Genomic DNA, 18861 nt, shown 5'->3' on the forward strand with positions numbered 1-18861 from the left:
CTCCTCGGTCAAGGGCTCCGAACTGCCCGCCACGCTCAAGCCGTTCACCGACAACGGGGTGCAGCTGATCGGGCAGCAGCAGGACAAGTCCGCCGTCGTCAAGAAGATCGACAAGGGCGCGGAGATCAACCTGGACGCCCCGGACTACCGGCAGAAGCTCGTCGACATCGCCCGCGGCGCGGCCCCCGGCGACCGCGACGGCTACTTCGCCGAACTGAACAAGAAGTGGTCCGAGGCCCAGAAGACCGTCAACGGCTGACCGCACCGGCCGAGTCGACCGCACCGGTCGAGTCGACCGAGCGGCACGGCCACCGCCACCCACCCCGACGAGCGGGGGCGGGGCCGTGCCGCCCAGCAGGTGTCAGGACTTGAGAAGGAACGGAAGATGACTGCACTGCAGAGGGACCGGGGCGCCGGAAAGCCCCCCGCGCAGGCCGAGGCCGAGGCCGGCGACGCCGTCCCGGCCGGTCGGCGCCGCGCTCCCCGGCGCAAGGCTCTGCGCCGCCACTGGTGGTTCACGCCGTGGCTGTACCTGGTGGTACCGCTGGCGTTCCTGGTGACGTTCACCTACCTGCCGATCGGGGACATGATCGGCTACAGCTTCACCGACTGGGACGGCATCAGCCCGGAGCGCAACAACGTCGGCCTGAAGAACTACACGGACCTGTTCACCCGGCCCGAACTGTTCAAGGTGTTCCTGGTCTCCGGGGTCTACCTGATCGCCGCGGTGCTGCAGATCGCGCTGGCGCTGTACTTCGCCACCGTGCTGAGCTTCAACACCCGCTTCCGGAACCTGTTCAAGGGCATCCTGTTCTTCCCGTACCTGATCAACGGCGTGGCGATCGGGTTCGTCTTCCTGTTCTTCTTCCAGCCGCACGGCACCCTGGACTCGCTGCTGTCGATGGTCGGCGTGCACGGCAAGCACCAGTGGCTCGGTGACCCGGACCTGGTCAACAAGTCGCTGGCGGGCGTGTCGGTGTGGCGCTACACCGGGCTCAACCTGGTGCTGTTCCTCGGCGCCATCCAGTCGATCCCGCCGCACCTGTACGAGGCCGCCGCCCTGGACGGCGCCAACCGCTGGCAGCAGTTCCGGCACATCATCGCGCCCAGCATCAAGCCGGTGATCAGCCTCAGCGCGATCCTCGCCGTCTCCGGTTCGCTCGCCGTCTTCGAGATCCCGTACATCATGACCGGCGGCTCCAACGGCTCGCAGACCTTCGTCATCCAGAGCATCAACATGGCGTTCAAGTTCGACAAGTTCGGTCTCGCCTCGGCCAGCGCCGTCGTGCTGATCGTCCTGATCCTGATCGTCACCTGGATCCAGCGCCGCCTGGTGCCGGAGGAGAGGGTGGAACTGTCGTGACCACCGCCGTGAACCCCAACCGCCGTCGTTTCCACGCCCGTTCCGCTGCCGCGTCCGGCGCCAAGTACCTGTCCCTGGTGCTGGCCAGCGCCGTGGTGCTGGTCCCGCTGCTGGTGATCCTGTTCACCTCGCTCAAGACCCGCAAGGAAGCGCTGGCCACCGGGCCGCTGGACCTGCCCTCGGACTGGTTCAACTTCGAGAACTTCAAGATCGCCTTCACCCAGGGCCACATGATGCCGGCGTTCCTGAACACCGGGATCATCCTGCTGGTGTCCGTCACCGGCACCGTGGTGATCGGCTCGATGACCGCCTACGCCATCGACCGCTTCGAGTTCCGGTTCAAGGCCGTCGTGATGGGCGCGTTCCTGCTGGCCAGCCTGGTGCCGTCGGTGACCACCCAGGTCGCCACCTTCCAGATCGTCAACGACCTCGGCGCGTTCAACACCCGCTGGGCGCCGATCCTGCTGTACCTCGGCACCGACATCATCTCGATCTACATCTTCCTGCAGTTCATCCGCTCCATCCCGGTCTCGCTGGACGAGGCGGCGCGCCTCGACGGGGCGAACTCGTTCACCATCTACTGGCGGATCATCCTGCCGATGCTCAAGCCGGCCATCGCCACCGTGGTGATCGTCAAGGGCGTCACGGTGTACAACGACTTCTTCATCCCGTTCCTCTACATGCCCTCGACCGACCTGGGCACCATCTCCACCTCGCTGTTCCGCTTCCAGGGCCCGTTCGGCGTCAACTGGGAGATCATCTCGGCCGGCGCGATCCTGGTGATCCTCCCCACCCTGGTGGTCTTCCTCGCCCTGCAGCGCCTCATCTACGCCGGCTTCGCGGCCGGCTCCAGCAAGTGAGCCGCCGCACCGGGGGGAACGGGCGGCGGTACCGCACCTGCGCCGCGGTACCGCCGCGCGGGGAGCCGACGGGACGGGGGGCGGCACGGTGAGCGGACGCGTCACCATCCGGGACGTCGCGGCCCTCGCCGGGGTCTCCGCCGGGGCCGTCTCGCTGGCCCTGAACGACCGACCCGGGGTGTCCGGGCCGACCCGGGAACGGATCCGGGCCGCGGCCGAGGAACTCGGCTGGGTGCCCAGCCAGGCCGCCCGCAGCCTGGCCCGGCTGACGCCGGGCAGCGACACCGTCGGGCTGGTGGTCACCCGCCCGGCCCGCCAACTCGGCCTGGAACCCTTCTACATGGAGTTCATCTCCGGCATCCAGAGCGTGCTGGAGGAACGCTCGGCGACCCTGCTGCTGCGACTGGTCCGGGACCGCGAGCAGGAGATCGCCGTGCACCGCACCTGGTGGCGCACCCGGCGGGTCAGCGGCGCCGTGCTGACCGACCTGACCGAGGCCGACCCGCGCATCCCGGCGCTCGCCGCACTCGGCATGCCGACCGTCGCGGCCGGCCACCCCGGCCTGGCCGGAGGGGAGTCGGCGGCCGTCTGGACCGACGACGCGGCCGCGATCGCCGAAGCCGTCCGCTACCTCGCCCTGCTCGGCCACCGCCGGATCGCCCGGGTCGGCGGCGACCCGCACCTCGGGCACACCGCCATCCGCACCAGGGCGCTGGCCGCCACCGCCGAACAGCTCGGACTGGAGCCGCCGCGCAGCGTCCCCACCGACTTCTCCGGCCAGGCCGGCGCCCGGGCCACCCGGATGCTGCTGGCCTCCGCCCAGCGCCCCACCGCGATCATCTACGACAACGACATCATGGCCGTCGCGGGCATCTCGGTCGCCGCCGAGTTCGGCCTGCACGTCCCCGCCGACCTGTCGCTGATCGCCTGGGACGACTCCCAGCTGTGCCGGCTCACCCACCCCGCGCTGTCCGCGATGAGCCACGACGTGCACGGGTACGGCGCGCTGGTCGCCCGCACCCTGTTCGACGTCGTCGAGCACCGCGGCACGCCCGCCGGACCGGCCCCCACCCCCGTCCTGGTCCCGCGCGGCAGCAGCGCCCCGCCGGCCGCCCGCTGACCGCCGTCCGACCACCTCCGACAGCCGTCCGACCACCTCCGCCCGCAGACCGCCACTCTCGCAGACTCCCGGTCCGTCCCCGATTCCTTCTGAGGGTAAGGAAGTTCGGGGACGGGCCGGGGCACCACCCTCCCGGAGCGCACCCGATGACCGCCGACCTGCTCGCCACCACCGTCCGCCCCTACGCCTGGGGCTCGACCACCGCGCTCGCCGAACTGACCGGCCGCCCGCCCACCGGCGCACCCGAGGCCGAACTCTGGATGGGCGCCCACCCCGGCGCCCCCTCCCGGATCGACCGCGGCGCCGGCGCCGAACCGCTCGACGCGGTCATCGCCCGCGACCCCGCCACCGAACTCGGCCCCCGGGTCGCCGACCGGTTCGGGCCGCAACTCCCGTTCCTGCTCAAGGTGCTGGCCGCCGAACACGCCCTCTCCGTGCAGGTCCACCCGACCCTCGCCCAGGCCGCCGCCGGGTACGCCGCCGAGGACGCCGCCGGCACCCCGCTCGACGCCCCGCACCGGATCTACCGCGACCGCAACCACAAGCCCGAACTGATCTGCGCCCTCGGCGAGTTCGACGCCCTGTGCGGCTTCCGCGACCCGCGCGCCACCGCCGAGCTGTGGCAGCGCCTCGACCTGCCGGTGCTCGCCCCCTGGATCGACACCCTGCGCACCGCCCCCGCCGGCACCGCCCTGCGCACCGTGCTGACCGGCGCACTCGCCGAGGACCGCGCCCGCGGCGAGCAGGCCGCCGCCGAACTGCCCGCCGCGATGGGGAAGTTGGCGACCGGCGGGGACCCGGACGCGGCGAGCTGGGCCGCCTACCTGGCCGCCGCCCGCGACTACCCCGGCGACCCCGGCCTGCTGGCCGCCATGCTGCTCAACCACGTCCACCTCGGCGCCGGGCAGGCCCTCTACCTGGACGCCGGCGTCCCGCACGCCTACCTGCGCGGACTCGGCGTCGAGATCATGGCCAACTCCGACAACGTGCTGCGCTGCGGCCTCACCCCCAAGCATGTCGACACCGCCGCCCTCGCCGAGGTCGTCGACTTCCGCCCCACCGCCCCGCACCACACCCCCGCCGTCCCCGCCGGGTCCGGCGAACTCGAATTCCTCACCCCCGCCGAGGAGTTCACCCTCTCCCGGATCGAACTCGGCGACCCCGCCCGGTTCGACGTCCGGATCGACGACGACGGCCCGCAACTGCTGCTCTGCGTGCGCGGCACCGCCCGGCTGTACGACGGGCCCACGCTCGGGCCGGGCGAGTGCGCGTACGTCCCCGCCGCGAGCGGGCCGCTGCGGCTGGCGGGGGACGCGACGCTGTTCCGGGCCAGGGTGCCGCGAGGGCGCTGACCCGCCGGTACGTTGAAGGGACGGTCCCTGCCCGTCCGTTCCTCCGTCCGTTCGTTCGAAGCCCGCCCCCGCCGTCCGGTGACCGTCGCCCCGGACAGCGGGCACCCCACGTCCCCGAGGAGTCCCCGTGCCGACCATCGCAGCCCCCGTCACCGTCCTGTTCCAGGGCGACAGCATCACCGACGCCGGACGCGACCGCGCCCGCCCCGACGACCTCGGCCACGGCTACGCGGCCCTGGTCGCCGCCGCGCTGCCCGGCACCCCGACCGTCCTCAACCGCGGCATCGGCGGCGACCGCCTCACCGACCTGCGCGCCCGCTGGGACGCCGACACGCTCGCCCACCGGCCGGACCTCGTCTCGCTGCTGATCGGCGTCAACGACACCTGGCGCCGCTACGACAGCGGCCTGTCCAGCCCCGTCGACACCTGGGAGGACGAGTACCGGGAACTGCTGCGCCGCGTGCACGCGCACTGCGCGCCCCGGCTGGTGCTGATCGAACCCTTCCTCGTCCCCGCCACCCCCGAACAGTGGGCCTGGCGCGAGGACCTCGACCCGCGCATCCACGCCGTCCGCCGCCTCGCCGCCGAGCACGACGCCCTGCTGCTCGCCGCCGACGGACTCCTCAACCAGGCCGCCCGCACCGCCGGCGACCCCGCCCTGGTCACCATCGACGGCGTCCACCCCACCGACCTCGGCCACCGCCTGCTCGCCGACGCCTGGCTGCACCTGGTCACCGGCACCGGCAGTGGCAGTGGCAGCGGCAGTGGCAACGACGGCGGGGCGGCGTAGCGGCGGGCGGCCGGAACCGGACGCAGGAGGGGCGGGCGTGCCGGGGGGAGCCGTACGCGCACTATCCTCCCTGACATGACCAGCAGCCCTGCCAGCAGCACCCGTGGCGCCCGCCCCACCATGAAGGACGTCGCGGCCACCGCCGGGGTCGGGCTGAAGACCGTCTCCCGGGTGGTGAACGGCGAGAGCGGGGTGACGCCCGAGATGGCGGCCCGGGTGCAGGCCGCGATCGAGGCGCTCGGCTTCCGGCGCAACGACAGCGCCCGGCTGCTGCGCACCGGCCGGACGGCGAGCGTCGCGCTGCTGCTGGAGGACATCAGCGACCCGTTCTCCTCCGCGCTCTCCCGGGCCGTCGAACAGGTCGCGGCCGCCGAGGGCTGCCTGCTGTTCACCGGATCCAGCGCCGAAGTGCCCGAGCGCGAACGGGAGTTGGCGCTGGCATTCTGCGCGCGGCGGGTGGACGGGCTGATCGTCGTCCCGGCCGGTGACGACCACCGCTACCTGCTGCCCGAGATCGAGTCCGGCACGCCCGTGGTCTTCCTGGACCGCCCCGGCTCCGGCATCGACGCCGACGCCGTGCTCAGCGACAACGCGGGCGGCGCGCAGGCCGGTACCGCCCACCTGATCGCCCACGGGCACCGCCGGATCGGCTTCATCGGCGACCTCCCGTCCATCCACACCGCCGCCGAGCGGGCCCGCGGCTACCGGGCGGCGATGGCCGCGGCCGGACTGCCCGTCGACGAGCGCTGGGTCGACTGCGGCCCCACCGACCGGACCCGGGTCGCCGCCGCCGTCCGCCGCCTCACCACCGGACCCGACGCGGTGACCGCCCTGTTCACCGCCAACAACCGGGTCACCCTCGCCGCCCTCCATCACCTCCCCGCCGACCGCCGCCCCGCCCTGGTCGGCTTCGACGACCTCGAACTCGCCGACCTGCTCACCCCCGGCCTCACCGTCGTCGCCCAGGACCCCGCCGCCCTCGGCGCCCTCGCCGCCCGCCGCCTCTTCGACCGCCTCACCGGCGACACCACGCCCCCCGCCCGGCTGGAACTCCCCACCCTGCTCGTCCCGCGCGGGTCGGGCGAGACCCCGCCGGCGCCCTGACGGACCCGCGGAGGACCCTCGGAGGGCCCGGGGAGGGCTCGGGGAGGTGCCGGGGAGGGCTCGGGGAGGTGCCGGGCTCAGAGTTCCGCCAGCCGTTCCTCCCGCGCCACGCTGTTCGGCCCCCACTCCTCCTCGTGCCCGGACGCCGGGCCCTCGTTCCCCCACGGGTCCGCGGACCCGTCCAGGTACCCGGCGGCGTACATCATCGCCTCGGCCACCAGCCGCATGTGGTCCCCCGTCAGCTCGTACAGGACGTTGCGCAGGCTGCAGTGGAGACTGCCCGCCAGGTTCGCGGCCACCGCCAGCACCGCCCCGGCGGACCGGGCGACCGGATCGTCGCGGCCCTCGGGCCCGGCGACGCCGCCCTCCTCCTGCAGCCGGGTGAGCGCCCCCGGCAGGTCGACGTCGAGCAGGTCGTACCGCTCCCGGGACTCGACCGCCACCAGCCCCCGCGCGAGCAGCCACTCCCACAGCGGCTCGACCTGGTACACCAGCCGGAACGCCGCCTCCCCCTGCGAGGACGGGCAGACCGCCCGCATCAGCGGCTCGTACAACTCCTCGCGCGGCCCCGTGAGGTCGACCCTGGCGTTCTCCAACTCCCGCTCCCGTCCGGTGTGCTGCGGGCGGACCGCCGCGCGGAGCGGCAGGGCCCTGGACGCCGCATTCTGCCTGCCGGGGCCCGGCGCCGCGCGGGCGGGTGGGCCTCAGCCGTCCAGGACGAGGGCGAGCCGGCAGCGCTGGTCCGGGGCGATGCGGTGGGGTGGCAGGGTGGTGATCCAGGCGGTGACCTCGGGGCCGGCCGGGAGTTCGGCGTGGAAGCCGAGGCGCAGGTCGGGGAGCCGGCCGTGGTGCAGCCAGGTGTCGAGGGTGTCGGCGAGGTGGCGGTCGGCGGTGGGGGTGGGGGTGGCGGTCCAGGTGCGCAGCCAGGGGGTGAGGGTGCCGGTGGCGACGGCGAGGGTGGCCAGGACCTTGGCGGCGTTCGCGGCGGGGTCGGCCAGCGTGGCGGGCCACCAGGCGTCCAGGACGTCCCGGACGAGTTCGGCGCGGTGCCACTCCGGCCAGGCGGCGGCCACCAGGCGGGCGGCGACCAGGGGGCCGTCGACGGCGAGGGTGCCGGTGGTCAACTGGCGCAGGATGCGCGGGGCGAGCCGCCGGTAGAGGGTGGGGAAGTCCTCCCAGTGGTCCGGGCTCTTCGCGGCCACCGAGTGCAGCAGGCCGTTCGGGACCAGGGCCGGCGGACCGGCCAGGGCCGCCAACTGCCCGGCGGTGTAGCAGTGTTCGCAACCGCCGACGGCCGGGCCGGGGCGGGCGGTGCGGTCGAGGGCGTCCAGGGCGTGGTGCAGGCGCTGCTGCGCGGTCGTCATGCCGGTCCCTGCCGAGGGGTACTCCGCCGGGGCGCCCGGCGAAGATTGCGACGCTACCAGCAGCCGATGTGCCGCACCGCGGCGGGGACCTGACAGGATGGTGGCCCGCAGGTGGCGGGCCCGGGGCGGACGGTCCGGGGCGGACGGCGCGGAGTGGACGGGGTGAGCGGCAGGATGCAGCGGCGGGTGACGATCCGGGACGTGGCGGCGCGGGCCGGGGTGTCCGCGGGCGCGGTCTCGCTGGCCCTCAACGACCGGCCGGGCGTCTCCGACGCGACCCGGCAGCGGATCGTCGAAGCGGCCCGCGAACTCGGCTGGTCGCCGAACCTCGCCGCCCGCTCACTGGCCCAGAGCGACCGCGTGCACACCATCGGCATGGCGCTCACCCGGGGCGCGGCCGCCGCCGGACTCGACCAGGTGCAGATGGCGCTGATCGGCGGGATCGAGCAGGTCCTCGCCGAGCGGCCGTGCGCCCTGTTGCTGCACACCGTCCCCGACCGGGACGCCGAGATCGCGCTCTACCGGCAGTGGTGGCAGTCGGGACGGGTGAACGGCTCGGTGCTGGTCGGAGTGGTCGCCGCCGACCCCCGGCTGGAGCCCGTCCACAAGCTCGGCATGCCCGCCGTCGCGGTCAGCCAGCCCGCGCTGTCCGGCCCGTTCCCGGCCGTGTGGACCGACGACGCGGCCGCGATCGCCGAGGCCGTCCGCTACCTCGCCCTGCTCGGCCACCGCCGGATCGCCCACGTCACCGGCCCCGAGACGCTCGGCCGCACCCTGCTGCGCGGCGACGCGTTCACCGCCACCGCCGCCGGACTCCCGGCCGTCACTGCCCGCACCCTCCCCACCGACCTCTCCGCCCACGCCGGCGCCCGGGCCACCCGCACCCTGCTGACGGCCGCCGAACGGCCCACCGCGATCGTCTACGACAACGACCTGATGGCGGTCGCCGCACTCGCCGTCGCCGAGGAGCTGGGCCTGCGCGTCCCGCAGGACGTCTCGCTGGTCGCCTGGGACGACTCCGACCTGTGCCGGATCACCCGTCCGCAACTCTCCGCCCTCAGCCACGACCCGTTCGCGGTCGGCGAGGAAGTCGCCCGCTGCCTCCTGGAGTTGATCGACGAGGGCCGGGCCCGGTCGCGCCCGGCGGGGACGCCGGTGCTGGTGCCGCGGGGGAGCACGGGGCCGGTGGCCGGCTGACGGGCGGTGCTACCGGGGGGTGTCGGGGGTGGTGGTGCGGGTCCGGACGAGGGTGCCGACCGCGGTGCCGGTGAGGAGGAGCAGGGCGGCGGTGGTGGCGGCTGAGCCGAGGTAGAGGGGCTCCCAGGTGGTGTCGGTGCGGGGCCAGTGGGTGAACACGGCGTGGTGGAGGGCGAGGGCGAGGGCGAGCGGTCCGGCGAGCAGGGCGGTGAGGAGGGGGAGCCGGGCGCGGGTGGTGCCGAGGCGGAGGCCGAGGGGGAGGGCCGGGGCCAGGGCGAGGAGGAGGGCGGGGAGGAGCGGGATCCTCGGCAGGCCGATCAGTGCGGTGGCGGAGGGCAGCCACGGGGCCAGGGCGGTGAGGGCGATCCAGGCGGCGCAGGGGCGCCAGGTGCGGGACTCGGTCGGGTGTGCGTGGTGGTGGTCGAGTGCCATGACGTCCCCCGGGGTGCGAATACTGAACGCGTTCAATTCTAGGGGCCGGTGAGGCCGCGGTGCAGCACGCCCTGGCATCATCGGGGCCGGTGGTGGACGAACCGGGCGGAACGGGGCGGGCGTTGGAGATCGGGGCGGCGGTCCGGGCCGAGTTGGGGCGTACCGACTGGAGCGGGACGGCCTGCCGATGCGGGGGGACGGCCGGGCACCTGGTGCCGCTGTTCGAGGCGCTGCTGGAGGTCGAGGAGCCCGGGCGGCTCCGGATGACTCCGCTGGTCCCGCACCTGGTCGACCGGGACGGGCCCGCCGCGTGCGCGGTGCCCGCGGTGCGGGTGATGCTCGCGGCCCTGGCGGGCGAGGTCCCGGGGATGGCGCGCACGGTCTTCCTGGACGCGCTCGCCGACCTCGCCCGGTTCTCGGTCGAGTTGGGGGTGTCCGGGCCGGGGCCGTCCGAATCGGGGGCGTCCGGGCCGGGGGCGTCCGAGCCGGGGGCGTCCGGCCCGGCGGCGTCCGGGCCGGGGGCGTCCGGTTCGGGCCGGGCGGTCCACGCCGAGTGCCGCGAACTGGCCCGCCGGGGCCTCGGGTCGATCCTCCGGGAGGGGCTGGCCGGCACCCCCGGGGACGCGGCCCGTGCGGCGGCCGTCTGCGAGGCGTACTGGCCCGGGGACGCGGACGCCGCGGACGCCTGGGTCCGGCTGGCGGAGCGCGCCGGGCTCTGAGCCCGCGGGCGGGAGGTGTTCAGTCCGGCTGTTCGGCGGGCCGGTCCTGCTGCCGGGACCAGGCGGTGGCGTCGGCCCCGTAGCGGACCAGGAGGCGGGCGAACTGGACCCGTTCCTCCGGCGTCCAGGCGGCGGTGATCTGCTGGAAGGCCCGGCGCTGCTCGGCGGCGAAGCGGTGGCGTTCGGCCTCGCCGTGGTCGGTGAGTTCGAGCACGGTGCGGCGCCCGTCGGCCTGGGAGGCGGCCCGGCGCAGCAGTCCTTCGGCCAGGCAGGCGGCGACCGTGCGGCTGGCCACCGGCTGGGCGACGCCCATCTCGGCGGCCAGGCCGCCGACGGTCATCTCGCCCGGCGCGTCGGCGACCACGTTGAGGACGAGGTTGCGGGAGAGGTCCTTGCGCGAGGCCGGGGCGCGCCGTCGCAGCCGGGACAGGGCCGGGCCGATCTGGTCCAGGGCCGGATCGTCGGCGGGCTGCTCGGGGGAGGGCGCGCTGCTCATGGGGCCGATTCTAGGGCCGCCCCGGGAATTTGCATCACATTGGGTATGTACATAGCATCCGGTATGTAAATCACGGACGAGCGGGACGAACAAGGAAACGAGGCGGACTGCCATGGCACTCACCGCGATCACCGGCGCGCAGGTCTTCGACGGGGAGAAGGCGCTGGGCGTGCGGACCGTGGTCGTCGACGGCGGGCGGATCGCCCGGGTCGGCGGCGACGTCCCCGCGGGCAGCGAGGTCGTCGACGGCAGCGGCGCCACCCTGCTGCCCGGGCTCATCGACGCCCACGTCCACTCCGCCCCGGGCTCGCTGGCGCTCGCCCTGCGGTTCGGGGTGACCACCGAACTGGAGATGCAGGGCATGAACACCCGGGAGAACCGGGCGGCCGTCACCGACGACGACACCCTCGCCGACGTGCGCTCCTCCGGCTTCGCCATCACGCCGCCCGGCGGCCACCCCAGCGAGCTGATGCCCGAGGGCTTCCGGCCGAAGTGGGACCTCCCGCCGGTGATGCCGCTGATGCCGTTCTCCACCACCCCCGAGGAGGCGGCCGCCTACGTGCCCCAACTCCTGGCCCGCGGCTCCGACTTCATCAAGTTCATGATCGACGACGGCAGCGTGGAGGGGCACCCCGGACTGCCCGTGCTCGACCGGGCCACGGTGGCCGCCGGCGTGGCCGAGGCCAAGAAGTACGGCGCCCTCACCGTGGCCCACGCGCTGACCCTGGACGCCACCAGGACGGCGGCCGAGGCCGGCGTCGACGGCGTCACCCACGTGTTCATGGACCGGCCGCACACGGACGAGATCATCGCCCTGATCAAGGACGCGGGCATGTTCGTCATCCCCTGCCTCACCCTCGGCGCCTCGATGACCGGACGCACCGGCAGCGAACTCGCCGACGACCCCGGGTCGCCTCCCGCCTCGACGACACCTGGGACCGCACCCTGCGCTCCAGCTACAACCGCTACCCGCAGGGCCGGCTCGACGACCTGTACGCCACCGTGCGCGCCCTGGACGCCGCCGGGGTGGACGTGCTGGCCGGCACCGACGTCTCCATGCCCGAGACGTTCTTCGGCGGACTCGCCCACGGCGCCAGCCTCCACCACGAACTCCAGTACCTGGTGGCGGCCGGCCTCACCCCCGAACGGGCCCTGCGCGCGGCCACGGCGACCACCGCCCGCCGCTTCCGGCTCAGCGACCGCGGCCGCATCGCCGAGGGCCTGCGCGCCGACCTCCTGCTGGTCGACGGCGACCCGACCACCGCCATCGGCGACACCCTCAACACCCGCGCCGTCTGGCGCCGCGGCACCCGCCTGGCGGCCTGACCGCAACCCCGGCGGGTCCGGTCGGCGGCAGGCCGGTCAGGGTCTGTCGCGGGGGCGCCCGCGCCGTTCGTCGCACAACGGCCCCGGGCGCCCGTGTCCTCGTCCCCGCAGGAGACCCCTGCCCCTGGGCCGCACCACCTGGAGGAACCAGTGCCGTCCCCGCAACTGCCGACCCCGGAAGAGAAGTTCGCCGACGCGAAGAGGCTGCTGGGCCTCCCACGCATCGTCGTGATCTGCGGCTCCACCCGCTTCATGGCCGAGATGGCCGAGGCCGACCTGAGGGAGACCGCAGCCGGGAGGATCGTCGTCAAGCCCGGTTGCGACCTGAAGTCGCCGCACGGACTGTGGGCCGACCCCGCCGAGGCCGAGGCGCTGAAGGGCCGGCTCGACGAACTGCACCGGGCGAAGATCCGGCTCGCCGACGAGGTGCTCGTGGTCGGCGACTATATCGGGGACAGCACCCGGGCCGAGATCGCCTACGCCCGGACGCTGGGCAGGCCCGTGCGGTTCACGCACCCCGAAGTCGACCCCGGCGCCTGACCGTGGCGCTCCCGGCCCTGCGGGCCGCCCCTGCCGCGCCCCGCCCTCCGGGGCTGCCATCATGGCGCGGTGAGCACCGACGTGGCCTTCTTCCTCGCTCCTGACGACCGCACCGCCGCCGGCGCGCACCGGGGCGGCCCGCAGGGTCGGTTCGCCGCGGTGACGGGGCGTCACTTCGATGCGGAGGACGCGGTCGACGAGTGGGACGCCTTCTTCGTGGGGCCGGCCTCGGAGCAGCTCTTCTGGCAGCGGACCGACTGGATCGTGCCCGTGACCCACGACGGCAGCGGTACGTTCGCCCTTCCGCCCCGGCTGACCCGGGCGCTGGCCGGCGCCGGCGCCGAGGAACTGGAGGACCTCGCCGACCGCTGGGGCGAGAGGCTCCGCCAGGAGGACGGCGAGGACATGACCGACGACGACCTCCTCGCCCTCCTGCGGGCGGTCGCCGGGCTCGCCACGAGAACCGGCCCTGCCGGGGGCAACCTCTACTGCTGGTTCTCCTGAGCCCTCCGGCAGCCGGACAGGGCCTAGTGCCGCGTCAGGCAACCTTCGCCCGTCGCGGCGCCCGGCACGCCCTCTCGCCGCACCGGCCGAAAACCCAAGTACACCCAGTACGAAGGCTTCCGGCCGGCACGCCGTGAGTTGGGGGGCCTGGTCCTCGTAGCCGTCGGCGGGGCGGCCGGCGATCAGGTCGAGGAGGGTGCGGGCGGCGTGGGCGCCGTAGGCGTGGATGTCGCGGGTGAGGGCGGTGAGCGGGGGGCGGACGACCTGGGCGAGGGGGGAGTCGTCCCAGGCGACCAGGGAGAGGTCCCGGGGGACGGAGAGGCCGAGTTCCTGGGCGACGGAGAGGCCGGCGACGGCGGTGATGTCGTTGTCGTAGAGGATCGCGGTGGGGCGGGCGGGGGAGAGCAGCAGGCGGCGGGTGGCGCGAGCGCCCTCCTCGCCGGTGTAGTCGGTGTGGACGGTGGGCAGCGCGTCGAGGCCGAGGTCGGTGCAGGCGGCGGTGAACGCCTCGTCGCGGATGGCGGTGTGGACCAGGCCGGTGAGGCCGGCGACCCGGCCGACCCGGCGGTGGCCGAGGGCGGCGAGGTACTCCACGGTCTCGCGGACGGCGGCGGCGTCGTCGGACCAGACGGGGGTGAGCCTCCCGGAGCCGGAGGGGTGGCCGATGACGACGGTGGGCAGGCCCATCTCCTCCAGGGCGGGCACCCGGGCGTCGTCGCGGCGCAGGTCGACCAGGATCGCGCCGTCGATGTGCCGCTCGCCCCACCAGCGGCGGTACGCCTCCAGGCCGCGCTCGTGGTCGGAGACGACCTGGAGGGCGAGCGAGTAGGAGGCGTCGGAGAGCACCTTCTCGATGCCGCCGATGAGTTCCATGAAGAACGGTTCGGTGCCGAGCATCCGGGCGGGCCGGCAGAGCGCGAGGCCGACGGCGGCGGCCTTGGCGCCGCTGAGGGCGCGGGCGGCGCTGTTGCGGACGAAGCCGAGCTCCTCGGCGACGGCGGCGATCCTGGCGCGGGTGGCGTCCGAGACGCCGGGTTGACCGTTCAAGGCGTTGGAGACGGAGACCTTGGACACGCCCACGATCTTGGCGATGTCGGCGATGGTCGGCCGCTTCGCCGGCGGGCTCTGCTGCTGGGACACCTGCTCCACGGGACCTTTCCGGACTGCTCGTCGACCGTCCGCCGACCGTGCTCGTACCGGGCGGGGACCTGTTGTGCCCTCTCAAGCTACTACGCGGACCCCGCTCCGCTGTAGCCCGGCGCCCCCGCTGAGGGGCGGTTTGCAACAAGCGGTTAACCAGCCGTTGACAACGATGTCGAGCCGCCAATACGGTCTTCACGCCTTAATCGGTTAACCGACCGATCGGGCAGGCCGCTGGACGCCTGCCCCGCGCAACAGGAGCACTCCCCCGCAAGACCCGGTGCGGACGGCACGCCCCAACGAACGCCGCCGTCCGCACCGCAGGCCCCGCGTCGCCGCGGTCGGGACACCCCCGGCGGCCGGGGCACCTCCCCCATCCCCTCCCACCCCCCACATGCCTGGGACGAAAGGGATCCGCGTGAACCGCAGAATCCAGCACCACCGCCCCCGCACCGCCTCCGCCAAGCGCTACGCGCCGATGGCGTTCCTGTTGGCCGCGTCCGTCGCCGCGGCCGGCCTCACCCTCGGCCGGGCCGACACCGCGCAGGCGGCCGGCGCGGACTCGTTCGCCACCCGCTGCGGTACGCACTTCTGCCTGGACGGCAAGGAGTACTACTTCGCGGGCACCAACACCTACGACCTGTTCACCTACGGCTCGGCCTCCGGGGACACCGAGACGCAGTTCATGGACAAGGCGCGGATCGACGCCCAGTTCGCCAACCTGCAGGCCGACAAGGTCGACGTGGTGCGGCTGTGGATGTTCAACCACGAGAACTGGCACGGCTTCGAGAAGTCCAAGGGCGTCTACGACGAGCAGGAGTTCGCCCAGTTCGACTACATCATCCAGTCCGCCAAGGCCCACGGCATCCGCCTCGTCCCGGTGTTCGAGAACTACTGGGAGGCGTACGGCGGCATCGACACCCGCCTCCAGTGGGAGGGCCTCTCCGGCGGCCAGCCCGGCCGGGCCGCGTTCTTCGACAAGACCCGCTGCCCCGGCTGCTTCACCTCGTACAAGAACTACGTCTCGTACGCGCTGAACCGGGTCAACCACTACAGCGGCGTCAAGTACAAGGACGACCCGACCATCTTCGCCTGGGACCTGATGAACGAGCCCCGGTACGAGGGCCAGAGCGCCGCCGAGAACGTCGACGGGACGACGCTGCGGGCCTGGGTGGACGAGATGGGCGCGTTCGTGAAGGGCATCGACTCCAAGCACCTGTTGGGCGTCGGCCTGGAGGGCCACGGCACGAACTACGGTTTCGGCGGGGACGAGGGCAACCCCTTCGTCCACGTGCAGCAGTCGCCGTACATCGACTACACCTCCGCGCACCCGTACCCGACCGAGTCCTGGGCGAACCTGAACATCGACCAGACCAAGGCGCTGATCCGCTCCTGGATCGCCGACTCGCACGACAAGGTCGGAAAGCCGTTCTTCATGGGCGAGTTCAACGTCCACAACGTCGACCGCTCGGCCTGGTGGAGCCAGATCTACCCCGACTTCGAGGCGGCGGGCGGCGACGGCAGCGCGTTCTGGTGGTACGAGGACCACAACGTGGACGGCAAGTTCGGCGTCATGGCCGGCGCGCCCGAACTGTCGGTGTTCCGGGCCCACTCGGACCGGATGCGGGCCAAGTCCGGCCTGAACAGCGGGACTTCCAGCCCGACGCCGAGTGCTTCGGCTTCGGCGTCACCCTCCGCGTCCGCGTCCGCGTCACCCTCGGCGTCGGCGTCCGCGTCGCCCTCGCCGTCCGCTTCGGCCAGCACCCCGGCGCCGGGCGGGAGTTGCGCGGTGCACTACGGGCTGTCGGACTGGGGCAGCACCTTCAACGGCGACGTGACGGTCAAGAACACCGGCAGCACGCCGGTCGACGGCTGGAAGGTGGCGTTCGCGTTCCCCGGTGACCAGCAGGTCACCAACATGTGGAACGCGGTGCCGGTGCAGACCGGCAAGCAGGTGGTGGCGAGCAACCCCTCCGGCTACAACACCACGATCCCGGCCGGGGGCACCGTCAACTTCGGCTTCAGCGGCACCTCCACCACCGGCACCAACGGCGTCCCGGCCGCCTTCACGCTCAACGGCCAGAGCTGTAGCAGCTACTGACGGTCCGTCAGTCATCGATTGCCGGCCCGCGGCCGCCCGCCCCACCCGGCGGGCCGCGGGCCGGTCCCCACCCGTGCACCGCGAGAGAGGAACCCCCACGATGAAGCGCACCCTGTCCGCCGCCGCGACCGCGGCCGGTCTGCTGGCCGGCGCCCTGTTCGGCCTCGCCCCGGCCGCCCACGCCGACACCGCCCCCAACGGCTACCCGTACTGCGCCAACGGCTCCGCGTCCGACCCCGACGGGGACGGCTGGGGTTGGGAGAACAGCGCCTCCTGCGTGGTGCGCGGTTCCAAGGCCGACCCGGCGGCGAGTACCTCCGGCACCGCGTCCAACGGCTACCCGTACTGCGTGAACGGCTCTGCCACCGATCCGGACGGGGACGGCTGGGGCTGGGAGAACGGCAAGTCCTGCGTGGTGCGCGGCTCGAAGGCCGACCCCGGGGCCGGCAGCAGCGGTGGCGGCGGTGGCAGCAGCAGCACCGCGTGCCCGTCCGGGATGAGCTGCGGGTCGTACAGCGTCGCCGGGCTGGGCGGCCGCAAGGGGCAGGTGCGGGCGGCCGGGGCCACCAGCCTGGACCTGGCGGTGGCGATGCTGGAGACCGACCACATGGACACCGCGTACCCGTACGGCGACAACAAGAGCGGTGACGCGGCCAACTTCGGCATCTTCAAGCAGAACTGGATGATGCTGCGGGCCGGCTGCGCGCAGTTCGCCGGGCAGTCGGAGAGCCAGTACAACAACGGTGCGGCGCTCAACTCCAACCTCGCGCAGGACGTCAACTGCCTGCACCAGAGCCAGAACCACTACGGCCTGAACACCTGGTTCGCGGGCCACCGCAACGGCTCCTCCGGGCTGGCGAACCCGAACACCGCGGACATCGCGAACTACCGGGCCGCCGTGTACTGGATCAAGGCCCAGTTGGACGCCGACTCCGCCAACCTCGGCAACGACACCCGGTTCTGGGTGCAGGTGCCGGCCATCTGAGACCCGCGCGGCAACCGCGGCAACCGCGGGGAGCACGAGCACGAGCACGAGCAAGGGCAAGAGGAAGCGATGCGCAGAGGATGGGCCGCCGCGGGTTCGGCGACCGCACTGGCCCTGGCCCTGAGCGGCTGCACCGGCGGTGGGCCCGCCCCCCTCGCGGGGGTGGTGTCCACCGCCGACCGGTCGAAGGTGTCGGGGACGATCACGGTGCTGACCAACCGGGTCGACCAGGTCGACAGCGGGCTGATGAAGAAGTACGCGGCCGAGTTCAACAAGCTCTACCCGAAGGTGAAGGTGGAGTTCGAGGGTCTGGTCGACTACGAGGGCGAGGCCGCCGACCGGCTGGCCAAGGGCGACTACGGGGACGTGCTGCTGATTCCGGACAGCCTGCCGGCCGGCCAGTACCCCGTCTACTTCAGCTCGTTGGGGAACTCCCGCGAGCTGTCGGACACCTTCGACTACATCGACTACGGCACCGTCGACGAGCACGTGTACGGCATCGCCAACATCGGGATCGCCTCCGGGCTGGTCTACAACAAGGCGGTGTGGGCGAAGGCCGGGATCACCGAGTGGCCCACCACGCCGGACCGGTTCATCGAGGACCTGAAGGCGATCCGGGAGCGGACCCAGGCCGTCCCGTACTACACGAACTACCACGACGGCTGGCCGCTGCGGCAGTGGTCGGACGCGATCGGGGTGCCGACCTGCGACAACACCGCGCGCGACAAGCTGGCGCAGACCGCGGCGCCGTGGACGCCCGGCAAGGACCTGTACGAGATCGACAGCCTGCTGTACCGGGCGGTGCACGAGAAGCTCACCGAGTCCGAGCCGCAGACCACCGACTGGGAGACCTCCAAGACCCTGCTGGGCACCGGCCGGGTGGCGACCATGGAGCTGGGCTCCTGGGCGGTCGCCCAGATGCAGGAGGCCGCCCGGGCGGCCGGGGGCGACCCGGCGGACATCGGGTTCATGCCGCTGCCGGTGCAGCGCGACGGGCACTTCTGCACCGTGGTGCAGCCGGACTACAAGTACGCGGTCAACGTGCACTCCGCGCACCAGGAGGCCGCCCGGGCCTGGCTGGAGTGGTACGTCACCCGCTCCGGCAGCGCGGCCGCCGACGAGTCGATCTCCTCGGTGCGCGGGGCGAAGCTGCCCGCCTCGCTCCAGCCGCTGGACGACCGGGCGGTGCGGATGATCCCGCAGACCCGGGAGCAGCTGGCGAAGGTGGACGCGATCGACCGGGCCGCGGGCATCGGCCTGGACGCGCCGGACTACCGGCGCAAGCTGGTGGACCTGGCGTCGGGGGCCGTCTCCGGCGACCTGGAGGGCTACTTCGCGGACCTGAACCGGCGCTGGGGGAAGGCGCAGAAGGCCGTGGGCTGAAGCACGCCCGCCTCGAACCCCCTGATGAACCGGTAAAGCTGCTGCCCTGTCGGGCCCGTCCAGGGCTGGCGGGGCGGCAGCGGCG

17 protein-coding genes and 3 pseudogenes are annotated in these 18861 nt (G+C 73.4%); 15 read left to right on the forward strand and 5 right to left on the reverse strand.

The window, feature by feature from the left end; genetic code table 11:
- The 7 genes and pseudogenes from IH44_RS0123325 to IH44_RS0123355 form a co-directional block, all read left to right on the forward strand.
- Window positions 1–259 (forward strand): annotated as a pseudogene (locus IH44_RS0123325) (carbohydrate ABC transporter substrate-binding protein); the annotation flags it as partial.
- A 126-nt stretch (window positions 260–385) separates the two neighbouring features.
- Window positions 386–1363 (forward strand): carbohydrate ABC transporter permease, encoded by a 978-nt coding sequence (locus IH44_RS0123330; protein ID WP_081967063.1) that lies wholly within the window; start codon window positions 386–388, stop codon window positions 1361–1363.
- Between the two features lie 8 nt (window positions 1364–1371).
- Entirely contained in the window at window positions 1372–2223 is an 852-nt protein-coding gene (locus tag IH44_RS0123335) for a carbohydrate ABC transporter permease (RefSeq protein WP_051817246.1), read from the forward strand.
- Window positions 2224–2311: 88 nt separating this feature from the next.
- Window positions 2312–3343: a LacI family DNA-binding transcriptional regulator gene (locus tag IH44_RS0123340; RefSeq protein WP_030461648.1), complete on the forward strand. Its 1032-nt coding sequence runs from the start codon at window positions 2312–2314 to the stop codon at window positions 3341–3343.
- A gap of 146 nt (window positions 3344–3489) precedes the next feature.
- The gene (gene manA, locus IH44_RS0123345; RefSeq protein WP_030461649.1) at window positions 3490–4695 is read left to right on the forward strand and encodes a mannose-6-phosphate isomerase, class I; all 1206 of its coding nucleotides are present in this window, start codon (window positions 3490–3492) and stop codon (window positions 4693–4695) included.
- A gap of 127 nt (window positions 4696–4822) precedes the next feature.
- Window positions 4823–5485: an SGNH/GDSL hydrolase family protein gene (locus IH44_RS0123350; protein ID WP_063759669.1), complete on the forward strand. Its 663-nt coding sequence runs from the start codon at window positions 4823–4825 to the stop codon at window positions 5483–5485.
- A gap of 75 nt (window positions 5486–5560) precedes the next feature.
- Window positions 5561–6589, forward strand: a complete 1029-nt coding sequence (locus IH44_RS0123355) for a LacI family DNA-binding transcriptional regulator (RefSeq protein ID WP_030461651.1) — start codon at window positions 5561–5563, stop codon at window positions 6587–6589.
- A gap of 77 nt (window positions 6590–6666) precedes the next feature.
- Here IH44_RS0123355 and IH44_RS0123360 read toward each other — a convergent pair whose 3' ends face one another.
- Together IH44_RS0123360 and IH44_RS0123365 are read right to left on the reverse strand one after the other, a co-directional pair.
- Window positions 6667–7185, reverse strand: coding sequence for a hypothetical protein (locus tag IH44_RS0123360; protein ID WP_030461652.1), 519 nt, complete (start codon window positions 7183–7185; stop codon window positions 6667–6669).
- Window positions 7186–7293: 108 nt separating this feature from the next.
- Window positions 7294–7953, reverse strand: coding sequence for a hypothetical protein (locus IH44_RS0123365; protein WP_051817225.1), 660 nt, complete (start codon window positions 7951–7953; stop codon window positions 7294–7296).
- 174 nt (window positions 7954–8127) lie between these two features.
- Between IH44_RS0123365 and IH44_RS0123370 the strand changes: the two genes are divergently transcribed.
- Window positions 8128–9150, forward strand: a complete 1023-nt coding sequence (locus tag IH44_RS0123370; RefSeq protein WP_030461654.1) for a LacI family DNA-binding transcriptional regulator — start codon at window positions 8128–8130, stop codon at window positions 9148–9150.
- Window positions 9151–9159: 9 nt separating this feature from the next.
- On the opposite strand, the gene IH44_RS0123375 is transcribed toward IH44_RS0123370, so the two are convergent.
- Window positions 9160–9582: a hypothetical protein gene (locus IH44_RS0123375; RefSeq protein WP_030461655.1), complete on the reverse strand. Its 423-nt coding sequence runs from the start codon at window positions 9580–9582 to the stop codon at window positions 9160–9162.
- 89 nt (window positions 9583–9671) lie between these two features.
- On the opposite strand from IH44_RS0123375, the gene IH44_RS46650 reads away from it, so the two are divergent.
- Window positions 9672–10301: a hypothetical protein gene (locus IH44_RS46650; protein WP_157852433.1), complete on the forward strand. Its 630-nt coding sequence runs from the start codon at window positions 9672–9674 to the stop codon at window positions 10299–10301.
- 19 nt (window positions 10302–10320) lie between these two features.
- On the opposite strand, the gene IH44_RS0123385 is transcribed toward IH44_RS46650, so the two are convergent.
- Window positions 10321–10797, reverse strand: coding sequence for a MarR family winged helix-turn-helix transcriptional regulator (locus tag IH44_RS0123385; protein WP_030461657.1), 477 nt, complete (start codon window positions 10795–10797; stop codon window positions 10321–10323).
- 112 nt (window positions 10798–10909) lie between these two features.
- On the opposite strand from IH44_RS0123385, the pseudogene IH44_RS41330 reads away from it, so the two are divergent.
- The 3 genes and pseudogenes from IH44_RS41330 to IH44_RS0123400 all read left to right on the forward strand — a co-directional run bounded on the left by IH44_RS41330 (window position 10910) and on the right by IH44_RS0123400 (window position 13167).
- Window positions 10910–12123: pseudogene (locus IH44_RS41330) on the forward strand (amidohydrolase family protein).
- Window positions 12124–12273: 150 nt separating this feature from the next.
- On the forward strand, window positions 12274–12663 hold the full coding sequence (locus IH44_RS0123395; protein WP_030461658.1) for a hypothetical protein: 390 nt from the start codon (window positions 12274–12276) through the stop codon (window positions 12661–12663).
- Window positions 12664–12732: 69 nt separating this feature from the next.
- Entirely contained in the window at window positions 12733–13167 is a 435-nt protein-coding gene (locus tag IH44_RS0123400) for a hypothetical protein (RefSeq protein ID WP_157852435.1), read from the forward strand.
- 135 nt (window positions 13168–13302) lie between these two features.
- On the opposite strand, the pseudogene IH44_RS44435 reads toward IH44_RS0123400, so the two are convergent.
- Window positions 13303–14307, reverse strand: a pseudogene (locus tag IH44_RS44435) (LacI family DNA-binding transcriptional regulator); the annotation flags it as partial.
- Between the two features lie 418 nt (window positions 14308–14725).
- Between IH44_RS44435 and IH44_RS43010 the strand changes: the two are divergent.
- The 3 genes from IH44_RS43010 (at window position 14726) to IH44_RS0123420 (ending at window position 18776) form a co-directional block, all read left to right on the forward strand.
- Window positions 14726–16408 (forward strand): cellulose binding domain-containing protein, encoded by a 1683-nt coding sequence (locus tag IH44_RS43010; protein ID WP_051817227.1) that lies wholly within the window; start codon window positions 14726–14728, stop codon window positions 16406–16408.
- Between the two features lie 100 nt (window positions 16409–16508).
- Window positions 16509–17393, forward strand: coding sequence for a carbohydrate-binding domain-containing protein (locus IH44_RS47370; protein ID WP_030461662.1), 885 nt, complete (start codon window positions 16509–16511; stop codon window positions 17391–17393).
- A gap of 69 nt (window positions 17394–17462) precedes the next feature.
- Entirely contained in the window at window positions 17463–18776 is a 1314-nt protein-coding gene (locus tag IH44_RS0123420; RefSeq protein ID WP_030461663.1) for an ABC transporter substrate-binding protein, read from the forward strand.
- The last annotated feature ends 85 nt before the right edge of the window (window positions 18777–18861 follow it).

The organism is Kitasatospora sp. NRRL B-11411 (assembly GCF_000721345.1).
GTDB lineage: Bacteria > Actinomycetota > Actinomycetes > Streptomycetales > Streptomycetaceae > Kitasatospora > Kitasatospora cineracea.

Excerpts from the sequence above, each read along its gene's own strand:
- IH44_RS0123365 (WP_051817225.1), bottom strand. The coding sequence starts at position 7,953 with ATGACGACCGCGCAGCAGCGCCTGCACCACGCCCTGGACGCCCTCGAC.
- IH44_RS0123370 (WP_030461654.1), top strand. The coding sequence starts at position 8,128 with ATGCAGCGGCGGGTGACGATCCGGGACGTGGCGGCGCGGGCCGGGGTG.
- IH44_RS47370 (WP_030461662.1), top strand. The coding sequence starts at position 16,509 with ATGAAGCGCACCCTGTCCGCCGCCGCGACCGCGGCCGGTCTGCTGGCC.
- IH44_RS0123385 (WP_030461657.1), bottom strand. The coding sequence starts at position 10,797 with ATGAGCAGCGCGCCCTCCCCCGAGCAGCCCGCCGACGATCCGGCCCTG.
- manA (WP_030461649.1), top strand. The coding sequence starts at position 3,490 with ATGACCGCCGACCTGCTCGCCACCACCGTCCGCCCCTACGCCTGGGGC.
- IH44_RS0123330 (WP_081967063.1), top strand. The coding sequence starts at position 386 with ATGACTGCACTGCAGAGGGACCGGGGCGCCGGAAAGCCCCCCGCGCAG.
- IH44_RS0123420 (WP_030461663.1), top strand. The coding sequence starts at position 17,463 with ATGCGCAGAGGATGGGCCGCCGCGGGTTCGGCGACCGCACTGGCCCTG.
- IH44_RS0123375 (WP_030461655.1), bottom strand. The coding sequence starts at position 9,582 with ATGGCACTCGACCACCACCACGCACACCCGACCGAGTCCCGCACCTGG.
- IH44_RS0123355 (WP_030461651.1), top strand. The coding sequence starts at position 5,561 with ATGACCAGCAGCCCTGCCAGCAGCACCCGTGGCGCCCGCCCCACCATG.